This is a genomic window from Microbacterium sp. NPDC090007, assembly GCF_044748345.1.
GTDB lineage: Bacteria > Actinomycetota > Actinomycetes > Actinomycetales > Microbacteriaceae > Microbacterium.
This window is the reverse complement of record NZ_JBIVFV010000005.1, coordinates 1-11,888: the sequence shown is the minus strand read 5'-3', so window position 1 is coordinate 11,888 and position 11,888 is coordinate 1. Positions and strand designations below refer to the sequence as shown.

The window sequence follows — 11,888 nt, the reverse complement described above, 5'->3', positions numbered from 1 at the left end:
CGGGTCTCGTCGCTGAGGTCCGTCGCGAGCGCGGTGTCGCTCAGGCCGTGCCGTACAGGCGGTCGCCCGCGTCGCCGAGACCGGGCACGATGTAGCCCTTCTCGTTCAGCCGCTCGTCGACGGCGCCGAGCACCAGAGTCACGTCGTGGCCCTCGACCTGCTTCTCGATCGCGGCGACACCCTCGGGAGCACCCAGCAGGCAGATCGCGGTGACGTCCTGGGCGCCGCGCGCGAACAGGAAGTTGATCGCGGCACCGAGCGACCCACCGGTCGCGAGCATCGGGTCGAGGACGAAGCATTGGCGATCGCTGAGATCATCGGGCAGGCGCTCGGCGTAGGTGGTGGGCTCGAACGTCTGCTCGTCGCGCACCATGCCGAGGAAACCGACCTCGGCGGTGGGCAGGAGCTTGACCATGCCCTCGAGCATCCCCAGGCCGGCGCGCAGGATGGGCACGACGATCGGGCGGGGCTCGCTGATCTTCACCCCCATGGTCTTGGTGACGGGGGTCTGGATCTCGATGGGGTCGACGCGGACGTTGCGCGTGGCCTCGTAGGCGAGCAGGGTGACGAGTTCTTCGGTGAGCTGGCGGAACACCGGCGACGACGTCTGCACGTCACGCAGCACCGTGAGCTTGTGGGTGATGAGCGGGTGATCGGCGACGTGGACACGCATAGGCTCAAGGCTAGCCGCTTCCCCTGTGCGCCTCCGCCTCGTTCTTCTGGAGCCCCATGACCCCGACCGAACGCGATCTCGCGGCGATGCGCCGCGCTTTCGCGCTCGCCGACGCCGCGTCGGCCGACGGCGACGTCCCGGTGGGGGCGGTCGTCATCGATGAGGACGGGCGGGTGATCGGCGAGGGACGCAACCTCCGCGAGGTCACCCACGACCCGACCGCGCACGCCGAGGTCGTGGCGTTGCGTCAGGCGGCGTCCCGACTCGGCTCGTGGCACCTCTCCGGGTGCACCCTGGTGGTCACGCTCGAACCCTGCGTCATGTGCGCGGGGGCCATCCTGCAGGCGCGGGTGCCGCGGGTGGTGTTCGGGGCGTGGGATGCCAAAGCCGGAGCCGCCGGGTCGATGTTCGACCTCCTGCGCGACAGGCGTCTGCCGCACCGTGTCGAGGTCGTCGGCGGGGTCGACGAGGAGCGCGCCACGGCCCAGCTGCAGGAGTTCTTCCGGGAACGTCGAGAACCCGACGACTCCGCAACGTCAGCGCGGTAGCGGGGGCAGCGCCGCGCTCGTCCGGGAACGTTGACTACCCGACGACGCCGCAACGTCAGCGCGGTAGCGGGGGCAGCGCCGCGCTCGTCCGGGAACGTCGACTACCCGACGACGCCGCAGCGTCAGCGCGGGAGCAGGGGGAGCACCTCGGCGCCGACGAGATCAGCGTGCTCCACGTCGCGCAGGTCCATCAGCTGGAAGTAGACGCGCTCCGCGCCCAGCGCCCGCAGGCGCTCGACCTTGTCGGCGACCTGCTGCGGCGTGCCGATGATGTTCGCCCCGTCGTCGAACTCTGCGCGGCTGCGCCCGATCGCCTCGGCGCGACGCGAGATCTCGGCGTCGTCGCGTCCCACGATCGTCGGCAGCGCCACCGACAGCTTGAGCGTCCCGGGGTCGCGGCCGATGGCCTCGCACGCGGCGCGCACCCCGGCGAACTTCTCGGCGATGACGTCCTCGGCCACGAATCCGATGTTGAACTCGGTCGCGTACCGCGCGGCCAGCGCCGGGGTGCGTTTGGGCCCCCCGCCGCCGACGATCACCGGGACGCGCGACTGGACGGGCCGGGGCAGCGCCGGCGCGTCGTCGAGACGGTAGTGCGCGCCCGCGAAGGTGAAGGTCTCGGCATCCGGGGTCTGCCACAGGCCCGTCACGACCTGGAGCTGTTCTTCAAGCAGGTCGAAGCGCTTGGCCGGGAAGGGGATTCCGTACGCCGCGTGCTCGCGCTCGAACCATCCGGTGCCCAGACCGAGCTCGGCGCGTCCGCCCGACATCGCGTCGACCTGGGCGACCTGGATCGCCAGGATCGAGGGGACGCGGTAGGTGACCGAGGACACCAGGGTGCCGAGGCGGATGCGCGAGGTCTCCCGGGCGAGGCCCGCGAGTGTCGTCCAGGCGTCGGTGGGGCCGGGGCGGGGGTCGCCCTCTCCCATGCGCAGGTAGTGGTCGGAGCGGAAGAAACCGTCCAGACCGTGCCGCTCCGCCGACTGCGCGAACGCCAGCTGGTCGTCGTAGGTGAAGCCCTGCTGGGGCTCGGTGAACAGGCAGTACTCCACGAGGACCTCCGGAGGGGGAGAGGGGATGCCGGACGTCAGTCGGCGGAACGAAGGATGATCGCCTCGGTGGGCGGCGCGGGGTCGGCGGGCCGGCCGACGTATCCGATGTGCTCGAGCAGGGCGCGGCGGAACGCGGCCGGGCGTTCGAGGTGGACGGAGTGTCCCGCGCCCTCGACGGCGACCTCGGTCACCTCGCCGCCCTTCTCGGCGTACGCCGCGAGCACGTCGCGGGTCTGCGAGACCATCGGCTGCGCGGGCGCGGCGTCGGCGCCGGGCCAGCCGGGGATTACGCCGAGGGCGCCGAGGTGGTTGAGATCGTAGAACGAGGCGTCCGAGACGATGGCGTCGGCGGTGCCGTGGATCCACAGGATCGGCGGCTTGACGTCGAGGTCGACGATGCCCGAGAGGTCGAAGTGTTTCGGCGCCATCGTGTTGAGCACCCCGGTGGTCCCCGGGGCGAACCCGGGCCACGTCTCGGTGACCACGGAGTCCCCGGGGTAGTTCCCTCCGGCGGTCGAGGTGGTGAGCATCGATTCGACCCACACGTCCTCGTGCGCGCTCTCGTAGCCCGCCGCCACGTAACCGGAGCGGAACACCGACCGGGGTGAGGTGGGTGCATCGGCGGAGGCGTCGTGATCGATCAGGCGCTGGACGAAGTCGGCGTTCGCCGCCCCCGCTCCGGTGCCGGCGTCATCGTCGGTCAGGCGCGAGCCGTCGCGGCGTGTCCCGCCGAAACCGTAGGGCGAGACCGGCGCCTGCAGCGTGAGCGAGCGCACCGGGTGGTCCAGGGCGTACTGCATCACGACGCCGCCGCCCATCGACCAGCCGACCAGGTGCGCCTCGGGGATCTCGAGCGCCTGCAGGGTCGCGTACAGGTCGTCGCTGAAGTCGCGGACGCCCCGGGTGGCGTCGATGGGGCTGTGCTCGGTGCGCCCGAAGCCGCGCAGATCGACGGCGATGACGCGCAGGTCGCTCGGCAGGTCCTGCATGATCTCCTGCCAGAACAGCGAGGACGAGACGTTGCCGTGCACGAAGACCACCGTGTGGTCGGGCGTCGTGGCGGGATCGTCGCCCACGCGCTCCAGGATGTTCACGCCGAGTCGGTCGGTCTCGACCAAGCGCGCGCTGATGCCGTCGAAGAGAGTCATGAGGGGTCCTCCGTGTCGCTCGCCGGTGCCCCGGTACACCGGTTTCCGACTCTAACGCGCACCCCTGTGCACCGCATGCGGGATTGCCCCGCGCCGCGAGACCCGCCTTCATAGACTGGACGCATGACGGATGCCACGACCTCCCTGCCCCCGATCGCGATCCTCGGAGCGGGCTCGATGGGGGGAGCCGTCCTGCGCGGTCTGGTCGCTGCGGGCCTGACCGACGGCGGAGTCGTGGCGACCAACCGCTCGATCGCGAAGGCGGCCGAGCTCGCCGAGCTCGACGGGGTCACCAGCGTCGCCCTCGAGGCGCACCCGGCCGGCAACATCGACGCCGTCGCCGCGTCGGACATCGTGCTGGTCGGGGTCAAGCCCGCCATGGTCCCCGACCTGCTGGACGAGATCGCCCCGCACCTGCGTCCGGGCGCCATCGTGGTGAGCCTGGCCGCGGGTGTCACCCTCGCGACCTTCGCCCGGCACCTCGGCGACGACGTCGCGGTGCTGCGCTCGATGCCGAACACCCCGTCGCTGGTGGGCAAGGGCGTCACGGGTCTCGCGGCCGGCACGTCGGCCTCGGCCGACGACGTGGCGGTGGTGCGCGCGCTGTTCGAGACGGTCGGGGCCGTGCTCGAGGTCCCCGAGTCGCAGATCGACGCGCTGTCGACGATCTCGGGGTCGGGCCCGGCGTACGTCTTCCTGCTCATCGAGGAGTTCACGAAGGCGGCCGTGCGGATGGGTTTCGACGACGACCAGGCGCGTCTGATGGCGCAGCAGACCTTCATCGGCGCCACCACCCTGCTCGACTCCGCCGACGTCCACCCCGCGGAGCTGCGGCGTCGCGTCACGAGCCCCAAGGGCACGACCGAGCGCGCCGTCGCCGTGCTGCAGGCCGCGCATCTCGACGACACGTTCACGGCCGGGGCCGAAGCGGCCCTCGCGCGGGCGAAAGATCTGGCCGCCGGGAGCTGACATGCGGCTGCGTTTCTCGGGACCGATCTGGTACTGGCGCGGGCCCGCGCCCTACCACTTCGTGACGGTGCCGCCCGCCGAGGCCGCGATGATCGCCGAGATCGCGCCCGTGGTGACCTACGGGTGGGGGATGATCCCGGCATCCGTGACGATCGGGTCGACGACCGTGACCACCTCGCTCTGGCCCAAGGACGGCGGGTACGTCGTGCCGGTGAAGAAGGCCTTGCAGGATGCCGAGGATCTCGCGGTCGACGACGAGGTCGAGGTCGTGCTCGACGTCGACGCTTGAGCGGTCAGCGGTCGAGGGCGGCGAAGCGCTCGATGTCGCTGTTGGTCCCCGACACGATGATGAGGTCGTGGTTGGTGACGACGGTGTTCGCCTCGGCGTAGCGGAACGGGCGCCCCGGGCTCTTCACCCCGACCACGGTGACGTTGTACCTGCTGCGCACGCCCGACTCGTTCAGGCCGACGCCGCGCACGAGCTTGGGCGGGTACATCTTGGCCAGCACGAAATCGTCGTCGAAGCGGATGAAGTCCAGCATCCGACCGCTGACCAGGTGCGCGACCCGCTCGCCGGCCTCGGCCTCGGGGTAGATGACGTGGTTGGCCCCGACGCGGGCGAGGATCTTGCCGTGCGACTGCGACACGGCCTTCGCCCAGATCTGGGGGACCTTCAGGTCGACCAGGTTCGCGGTGATGAGCACCGAGGCCTCGATGAGCGAGCCCACGGCCACGACGGCGACCTGGAAGTCCTGCGCGCCGATCTGACGCAGGGCGTCGATGTTGCGGGCGTCGGCCTGGACGGCGTGCGTGACGCGTTCCGACCACTTCTGCACGAGCTCGAGATTGCCGTCGACGGCGAGGACCTCGCGATCCAGACGGTCGAGCTCTCCGGCGCACGCCGCGCCGAAGCGACCGAGTCCGATCACCAGGACGGGCGCGTCACTGCGGATGCGTTCAACCAACGATGGGCCTTTCCACGGGGAGCGCGTACAGCTGCGACCGGGACGAGGCAGCCACGGCCGCGGCGAGAGTCACTGTACCAATGCGACCCATGAACATCGTGGCCGCCATGACGTAGACCGCCGGGTCGGGGAGCTCCGCGGTGAGACCGGTCGACAGCCCCACCGTGGCGAACCCCGAGACGACGTCGAAGAGCACGTACTCGATGGGGGCGTCGGTGATGCGGCTGATCGTGACCGTCGACAGGGCGACGATGGTCGCACCCCATGCCACCACCGACAGCGCGACGCGCTGCACGTCGCTGGGGATCCGCCGCCCGAACGCCTGGACCGACGGGCGCCCCTTCGCCTCCGAGAACACCGCGAGGGCGAGGACGGCGAGGGTCGTCACCTTGATGCCGCCCGCGGTGGATGCCGATCCCCCGCCGACGAACATGAGCATCGACCCCACGATGAGCGTCGCGCCGTTGAGATCGCCGACGTTGACGACACTGAACCCGCCGGACCGTGTCATCGCTGAGAGGAAGAACGCCTGAAAGGTCGTGTCCCACGCGTCCATGCTCCCGAAGGTCAGCGGGTTGTCGTATTCCAGGAGCAGAATGACGCCGGCTCCCGCGATGAACAGCACGACGGTCGTGATGATGGTCAGCTTCGCGTGCAGCGACCACAGCCGGAACCGCCAGTAGTGACGCCAGAGCGTGAAGATCACCGGGAAGCCGATCGAGCCGAGGAACACCCCCGCCATCAGCACCGTCAGAAGGAAGTAGTCCTGGGCGAACGGTGTCAGTCCGTCGGCGTTGGGGACGAACCCGGTGTTGGTGAAGGCCATCGCCGCGTAGTACGGCGCCTCCCACAGCGCGACGAGCGGGTCGATGCCCCCGATGATGAGCGACGGGTAGATGAGCACCGTCAGCACGGCCTCGATCACGAGGGTCGACAGCGCCACGGTGCGCAGCAGCTGACCGACCTCGCCCAGCCGAACGGTCTGGCCCTCGTTGACCGGCCCCCCGTGCGCGCGCAGAGGGTTGCTGTCGCCGGCAGCGATGAGCTTGGCGCGCAAGCCGAGGCGCTTGGAGATGATCAGCCCCAGGATCGACGCGAGGGTCAGCACCCCGAGGGCGCCGACGTTGACGCCGATGTAGGTGATGACTCGTCCCAGCGGCGACCAGTCGGAGTACATGTTGACCGTCGCAAGGCCCGTCACGCAGATCGTCGAGACCGCGGTGAAGAGGGCGTCGGCGAAGGGGACGCGCTCCCCGGTGGCCGACGCCGCGGGCAGGGAGAACAGCGCGGTGAACAGGGCGATGAGGGTCGCGAACACCAGGACCGCGAATCGAGCGGGGGATGCCGTGGTGAGATTGCGCAGTCGATCCCATGCCTCGTAGGCGATGCGCAGCGGCCGCACGCGTCGTCGAGCCTCGTTCGGCGTCGCCGCCATGCGCCGCTCCCTTCGCTGCCCGAACCCGAATCATGGTACTCGGGCCGGGGCGCCGCTAATCTGATGCCATGGCGGACATCTTCGACGTGATCGCTGACGGCACGCGTCGCGACATCCTTCAGCTCCTGCTCGACCGCGCGACCGGAGGCGAGCGGGGAACGAGCGTCTCGCAGATCGTCGCGGCACTTGGGGTGAGTCAACCGACGGTGTCCAAGCATCTGAAGGTGCTGCGAGAAGCCGAACTGGTCTCGGTGCGCGAAGAGGGGCAGCACCGCTACTACAGTCTCGCCGTCGCCCCCCTCGACGAAGTGGACGACTGGCTGGTGCCGTTCTTCTCGATGGACGAGGACGCCGAGCCCGCCCTGCCGGAGTCCGCGGCGCACGCCGCCGAAGTGGTGGGGCGTGCGGCGGCCTCGGTCAAGCACTCGTTCTCGACGGCGCTGCGCAAGTTCCCCGGACGCTGACGGCGGGGAAGGCCGCGGACGCGGCAGCGGTAGTGCACATGCGTCACAGCAGGCCCACAGGTTTACAGTCGTCGCGCGCAGACCCTAGAGTGTGCTCAGCATCAGTGGGTGAATGCACCCGGGACGAAGGGTGACGCGATGGCCGAGCTGCCGGATGTGCGGTTTCTGACGGTCGCCGAGGTCGCCGAGCTGATGCGGGTGTCGAAGATGACGGTCTACCGGCTCGTGCACTCGGGGGAGCTTCCCGCCGTGCGCTTCGGGCGCAGCTATCGCGTGCCGGAATCGGCCGTGGTCGAAGCTGTGCAACGACCGGTGTCCGACGTCGGCTAGACTGATCCGAGGCTTTTTTCCAACGCCTGCTGTTCCCGGGGGCCGACATCGGCACCCAGACCCCGACTTAGTGAGGTTTTCCGTGGGTTCTGTCATCAAGAAGCGCCGTAAGCGCATGGCGAAGAAGAAGCACCGCAAGCTGCTTCGCAAGACTCGTCACCAGCGCCGCAACAAGAAGTAAGCGGCCACCACACCGAGCGCCTGTCCCACGCGACGGGCGCTTCGTGTATGCGCCCGCGACGCGCGAACGCGCTCGTTCATCCGTTCTCCCGGAGGTAAGCATGCAGTCCATCTCGGTCCACGACCTGCACGCGGGGCGCGAACGCCCTCTCATCGACGTGCGCGAGGAGCACGAGTTCGCCGCGGGTCACGTCCCCGGTGCGGTCAATCTCCCGATGTCGACGTTGGGCGAGCACCTGGACGAGCTGCCGGGTGAGCCGTTCGACGTGATCTGCCATGCCGGTGGCCGCTCGGCGCGCGTCGTCGAGGCCCTCACCGCGCGCGGACACGACGCCACGAACGTCGAGGGTGGAACGGGCGACTGGATCGCCGCGGGGTACGACGTCGAGTCCTGACCCCGCGCGGTCCTCCTAGGATGGACAGCGTGACCACCCTCACGCTGATCGGCAAGCCCGGATGCCATCTGTGCGACGTGGCCGAGCAGATCGTCGAGTCGGTCGTCGCCGAACTGCCCGCCCCCGTGGCCGCCCGGGTCGACATCGAACAGGCCTCGATCGCCGAGGACGCGGAGCTGTACGCCCGGTGGTGGGAGAAGATCCCGGTCGTGCTCATCGACGGCGAGCTGCACGCGCACTGGCGCGTCTCGGCCGACCGCCTGCGTGCCGCGCTCCTCGCGGCAGATCAAGAAGGAGTCCCCTCGTGAGCATCCGCCACATCGTCCTCTGGAAGCTCGCGGCGGACGACGCCGACACGCGTGCACTGCACGCCGAGCAGATCGCCGAGCGCCTGACGGCGCTGAAAGACGTGATCGAAGAGATTCAGCACATCGAGGTGGGTCGCAACGTCGCGAACCCCTCGTCCAACTGGGACGTCGCCCTCGTCAGCGAGTTCGCCGACGTGGACGCCCTCGAGCGCTACCAGGTGCACCCGGCTCACCAGGAGGTCGCGGCGTTCGTACGCACCGCCGTCTCGGAGCGATCCTGCGTCGACTACCCGTTCTGAGCCGCCGCCGGTCCGCTCAGCTGATCGGGCGGACCGTCACGGCGACGGGCGCGAGCGCGATGCGGACGGTCGCACGTTCATCCAGGCGGATCTCGACGGGGTGCTCCACCACGACGCGGCTGCCGTCGGCGGTGAGGACGGTCGTCCGGCGCGCGTGGCCGAGGAAGGTGGATTGCTCCACCACGGCATCGGCGCCGGGGGCGTCCGGCCCCGCCAGCACGACCTGCTCAGGGCGGACGACGACCTCGCAGTGTCCGTCGTGTGCGGGTTCGGCCAGGGGGAGCTGCGTGCCCCACACCTCGACGACCAGGCCCTCCACGATGCCGGGCACGGTGCTGACCGGTCCCAGGACTTCCGCGACCGCGGCGTCCGAGACGCGCGCGTAGACCTCGTCGGGGCAGCCGGCGGCGACGATGCGGCCGGCGTCCATGACGACGAGCTCATCGGCGACGGCCGCTGCCTCGGCGGTATCGCGCGTGGCCCACAGCGTCGTGACCCCGCGCGAGCGCAGTTCGCGGACGACGGCGTCGCGCGTCCGCGCGCGGGCCGTGGTGTGCAGCGCGGCGAGGGCGTCGTCGAGGACGACGGCGCGGGGCCGCGTCGCCAGCACCCGGGCGAGCGCCCATCGCTGACGGTCGCCGTGCGACAGCCGATGAACGCTCCGGTCAGCTGCGCCCAGCCCCACGAGGGTGCACAGTCGGTCGGTCTCCTCCTCGAAATCAGCGACGCCGGCCTGACGCGAGGCGGCCACGACGGCTCCGCGTGCGCGGCCGAACCGGGCGACGGCGGCGCGGTCACGCACCTCGGCGACACGCGGCGCGGCTGGCCCCTCGCGTCCCTCGATCACGACCGTGCCGGCGTCGGGGCGCTCCGCTCCCGTCACCAGCCTCAGCAGCGTCGAGGCTCCGCACCCGGACGGTCCCACGAGCGCCATGATGCGTCCCGGCTCGACCTCCAGGTCGATGTCGCGCAGGATCGGTGTACCGGCGCGCTCGCGGCTGACCCCGCGCAACGAGATCGTCCATCCTGCGGGGTGGCGTGCGCCCGCGGACGATAACGGATCCGCGGGGACGATGGCGACCATGCGCCCACGGTAGATGCCGCGGATGACATGCGAACGCCCGGGGGGTGAACCCCGGGCGTCGCGCGTTCGAATCTCCGCCGTGCCTTACGGCGCCAGGCGCGTCGGTCCGCGGAAGAGGTAGGTGACCTCACGGATCGACGACTCGCCGAGCATGAGCATGAGCACGCGGGCCAGACCCATGCCGAAACCGCCATGCGGCGGGGCGCCGAAGCGGAAGAAGTCGAGGTAGAAGTCGAGGTGCTCGGGGTCGAGACCCTTCTCTTTCGCCTGCTCGACGAGCACGTCGACGCGGTGCTCGCGCTGAGCGCCCGTGGTGATCTCGACGCCGTTGAAGAGCAGGTCGTACGACTTGGTGAGCCCGGTCTCTTCGTCACGCATGTGATAGAAAGCGCGGATCTCGGGGTGGTAGTCCGTGATGAAGACGAACTGGTGTCCGAAGGTCTCGGCCACGTGCGCGGCGATCTGACGCTCGCCCTCGGGGTCGAGGTCGCCGTCGGTGCGCGGGATGTCGTACCCGCGGGCCGCGACGATCTCGCGCGCCTCGGCGAGCGGGATGCGGGGGAACGGCAGCGACGGCACCTGCACCTCGACACCGAACAGCTCGTGGATCTCGGCGCCGTGCTTGTCGGCGACGGCCTGGAACGCCGAGTGCAGCAGCTCCTCCTGCATGCGGGCGACGTCCTCGTGCGAGTCGATCCAGCTGATCTCGGCGTCGATCGAGGTGAACTCGGTCGCGTGGCGGCTGGTGAACGAGGGGTCGGCGCGGAAGGCGGGGGCGATCTCGAAGATCTTGCCGAAGCCGGCGACCTGGGCCATCTGCTTGAAGAACTGCGGGCTCTGCGCGAGGTAGGCCGTCTTGTCCTCGAAGTAGGGCACCTCGAACAGCTCGGCATTGGATTCCGAGGGGGACGCCATGAGCTTGGGGGAGTGGATCTCGATGTAGTCGCGGTCGATCCAGTACGTGCGCATCGCGTGCTCGAGCGTGGTCTGCACGCGGAAGATGAGGTTGTTGCGGCGCTGACGCAGGTCGAGGAAGCGCCAGTCCATGCGCTTGTCGGGGCTGCTGTCGGCGGCGATGGGGGTCTCGGGGTTGGCCGCGGCGGCGACCGCGAGCTCGCCGACCTTGATCTCGACGCCGCCGAGCTTGACGCGCTCGTCGTGCTTGAGCTCTCCGCGGACCGTGAGGAACGTCCCGGTGGCCAGGGCGCCGATCGTCTCGGTCAGCGCGAGGGCGTCGACATCGTGCTCCGTCTCTTCGGACGGACGCGTCGCCGGGTTCACCAGCTGTACGGCGCCGGTCTCGTCGCGCAGGACGACGAACTGCACCTTCTTCTGATCACGGACGGTTTCGACCCATCCCGACACCTCGACGGGGCCGGCGGGAAGGGATTTCAGCTGGTTGACCAGGACGCGTTCGCTCACGATCGACCAGTCTACGTGCGCGACCCGCCCGAGACCGGGCGCGAACCTACGATGGGGATGTGACCTCGTCCCCGTCCCCGGAGTCGTTCCCGCTGCCGCCGCAGTCGTTCCGGACCCTGCGGCCCGAGCCGCGCGCGCGAGCGGCGCGCCCGTGGGATGTGGCGCTGACGATCGTCCTGCTCGTCCTGCTGCCCCTGCTGGCGCTGGGGGCATCGTACGCGGGCGTGCTGCTGGCGTTCGCCTCCGACGCGTGCGGCGCCGACCGGTGCGATATCGCCCTCATGAACCTGGGGTTCTGGGCCGCGGTCATCTCGCCCTGGGTGGTGTTGGTGCTGGGGCTCGTCGTCACGATCGTCCGCCTGGTGCGCCACCGGCTGGCCTTCTGGGTCCCCCTGGTGACGATCGTGATGATGGCGGCCGCATGGTTCGTCGCCGCGGCCATCGTGGGCGCGGGGGTGTCGGCATCCTGAACCCGACCTCAGACCACGCCGTGGCGGGGGGGGGGGGGGGGGGGGGGGGGCGGGCCCCCCCCCCCCCCCCGGGGGGGGGGCCCCGGGGGGGGGGGGGGGGGCCCCGCCGGGGGCCCCGAACCCGCGCCGGAAGGCCCCCCATACCC

General features: G+C 70.3%; 17 protein-coding genes. 10 read left to right on the top strand and 7 right to left on the bottom strand.

The features are described 5' to 3' along the window. Nucleotides 1-40: 40 nt before the first annotated feature. Nucleotides 41-673, bottom strand: a complete 633-nt coding sequence (gene upp, locus ACIPVB_RS14820; protein ID WP_400369903.1) for a uracil phosphoribosyltransferase — start codon at nucleotides 671-673, stop codon at nucleotides 41-43. A gap of 56 nt (nucleotides 674-729) precedes the next feature. Here upp and tadA point away from each other — a divergent pair, with 56 nt between their 5' ends. Then, nucleotides 730-1,221, top strand: coding sequence for a tRNA adenosine(34) deaminase TadA (tadA, locus tag ACIPVB_RS14815; protein WP_400369902.1), 492 nt, complete (start codon nucleotides 730-732; stop codon nucleotides 1,219-1,221). A 122-nt stretch (nucleotides 1,222-1,343) separates the two neighbouring features. Here the strand turns inward: tadA and ACIPVB_RS14810 are convergent, their stop codons facing one another. Then, nucleotides 1,344-2,273, bottom strand: coding sequence for an LLM class F420-dependent oxidoreductase (locus ACIPVB_RS14810; protein WP_400369901.1), 930 nt, complete (start codon nucleotides 2,271-2,273; stop codon nucleotides 1,344-1,346). A 35-nt stretch (nucleotides 2,274-2,308) separates the two neighbouring features. Beyond that, entirely contained in the window at nucleotides 2,309-3,421 is a 1,113-nt protein-coding gene (locus ACIPVB_RS14805) for an alpha/beta hydrolase (RefSeq protein ID WP_400369900.1), read from the bottom strand. Nucleotides 3,422-3,544: 123 nt separating this feature from the next. On the opposite strand from ACIPVB_RS14805, the gene proC reads away from it, so the two are divergent. Then, nucleotides 3,545-4,390 (top strand): pyrroline-5-carboxylate reductase, encoded by an 846-nt coding sequence (proC, locus tag ACIPVB_RS14800; RefSeq protein ID WP_400369898.1) that lies wholly within the window; start codon nucleotides 3,545-3,547, stop codon nucleotides 4,388-4,390. Nucleotide 4,391: 1 nt separating this feature from the next. Beyond that, nucleotides 4,392-4,679 (top strand): DUF1905 domain-containing protein, encoded by a 288-nt coding sequence (locus ACIPVB_RS14795; RefSeq protein ID WP_400369896.1) that lies wholly within the window; start codon nucleotides 4,392-4,394, stop codon nucleotides 4,677-4,679. A 4-nt stretch (nucleotides 4,680-4,683) separates the two neighbouring features. Here ACIPVB_RS14795 and ACIPVB_RS14790 read toward each other — a convergent pair whose 3' ends face one another. Together ACIPVB_RS14790 and ACIPVB_RS14785 are read right to left on the bottom strand one after the other, a co-directional pair. After that, nucleotides 4,684-5,355, bottom strand: coding sequence for a potassium channel family protein (locus ACIPVB_RS14790; protein WP_400369894.1), 672 nt, complete (start codon nucleotides 5,353-5,355; stop codon nucleotides 4,684-4,686). Beyond that, the gene (locus ACIPVB_RS14785; RefSeq protein WP_400369892.1) at nucleotides 5,348-6,790 is read right to left on the bottom strand and encodes a TrkH family potassium uptake protein; all 1,443 of its coding nucleotides are present in this window, start codon (nucleotides 6,788-6,790) and stop codon (nucleotides 5,348-5,350) included. Before ACIPVB_RS14785 ends, ACIPVB_RS14790 begins: the two co-directional genes overlap by 8 nt. A 68-nt stretch (nucleotides 6,791-6,858) precedes the next feature. On the opposite strand from ACIPVB_RS14785, the gene ACIPVB_RS14780 reads away from it, so the two are divergent. The 6 genes from ACIPVB_RS14780 (at nucleotide 6,859) to ACIPVB_RS14755 (ending at nucleotide 8,766) form a co-directional block, all read left to right on the top strand. Next, nucleotides 6,859-7,254 (top strand): ArsR/SmtB family transcription factor, encoded by a 396-nt coding sequence (locus ACIPVB_RS14780; RefSeq protein WP_400369891.1) that lies wholly within the window; start codon nucleotides 6,859-6,861, stop codon nucleotides 7,252-7,254. Nucleotides 7,255-7,392: 138 nt separating this feature from the next. Further along, nucleotides 7,393-7,584 carry a helix-turn-helix domain-containing protein gene (locus tag ACIPVB_RS14775; RefSeq protein ID WP_108318458.1) on the top strand — a complete coding sequence of 64 codons (192 nt, stop codon included), beginning with the start codon at nucleotides 7,393-7,395 and terminating at the stop codon, nucleotides 7,582-7,584. An 82-nt stretch (nucleotides 7,585-7,666) separates the two neighbouring features. Beyond that, nucleotides 7,667-7,765 carry a 30S ribosomal protein bS22 gene (locus tag ACIPVB_RS14770; RefSeq protein WP_003792170.1) on the top strand — a complete coding sequence of 33 codons (99 nt, stop codon included), beginning with the start codon at nucleotides 7,667-7,669 and terminating at the stop codon, nucleotides 7,763-7,765. Between the two features lie 100 nt (nucleotides 7,766-7,865). Next, nucleotides 7,866-8,159, top strand: coding sequence for a rhodanese-like domain-containing protein (locus tag ACIPVB_RS14765; RefSeq protein ID WP_400369889.1), 294 nt, complete (start codon nucleotides 7,866-7,868; stop codon nucleotides 8,157-8,159). A gap of 29 nt (nucleotides 8,160-8,188) precedes the next feature. Beyond that, nucleotides 8,189-8,467 carry a glutaredoxin family protein gene (locus tag ACIPVB_RS14760; protein WP_400369888.1) on the top strand — a complete coding sequence of 93 codons (279 nt, stop codon included), beginning with the start codon at nucleotides 8,189-8,191 and terminating at the stop codon, nucleotides 8,465-8,467. After that, the gene (locus ACIPVB_RS14755; protein ID WP_400369887.1) at nucleotides 8,464-8,766 is read left to right on the top strand and encodes a Dabb family protein; all 303 of its coding nucleotides are present in this window, start codon (nucleotides 8,464-8,466) and stop codon (nucleotides 8,764-8,766) included. Before ACIPVB_RS14760 ends, ACIPVB_RS14755 begins: the two co-directional genes overlap by 4 nt. Before the next feature lie 16 nt (nucleotides 8,767-8,782). On the opposite strand, the gene ACIPVB_RS14750 is transcribed toward ACIPVB_RS14755, so the two are convergent. Further along, the gene (locus tag ACIPVB_RS14750; RefSeq protein WP_400369886.1) at nucleotides 8,783-9,850 is read right to left on the bottom strand and encodes an ABC transporter ATP-binding protein; all 1,068 of its coding nucleotides are present in this window, start codon (nucleotides 9,848-9,850) and stop codon (nucleotides 8,783-8,785) included. A gap of 84 nt (nucleotides 9,851-9,934) precedes the next feature. After that, complete coding sequence (gene aspS, locus ACIPVB_RS14745; protein WP_400369885.1) at nucleotides 9,935-11,272, bottom strand: aspartate--tRNA(Asn) ligase; 1,338 nt, start codon at nucleotides 11,270-11,272, stop codon at nucleotides 9,935-9,937. A gap of 59 nt (nucleotides 11,273-11,331) precedes the next feature. Between aspS and ACIPVB_RS14740 the strand changes: the two genes are divergently transcribed. Next, entirely contained in the window at nucleotides 11,332-11,742 is a 411-nt protein-coding gene (locus ACIPVB_RS14740; protein ID WP_400369884.1) for a hypothetical protein, read from the top strand. The last annotated feature ends 146 nt before the right edge of the window (nucleotides 11,743-11,888 follow it).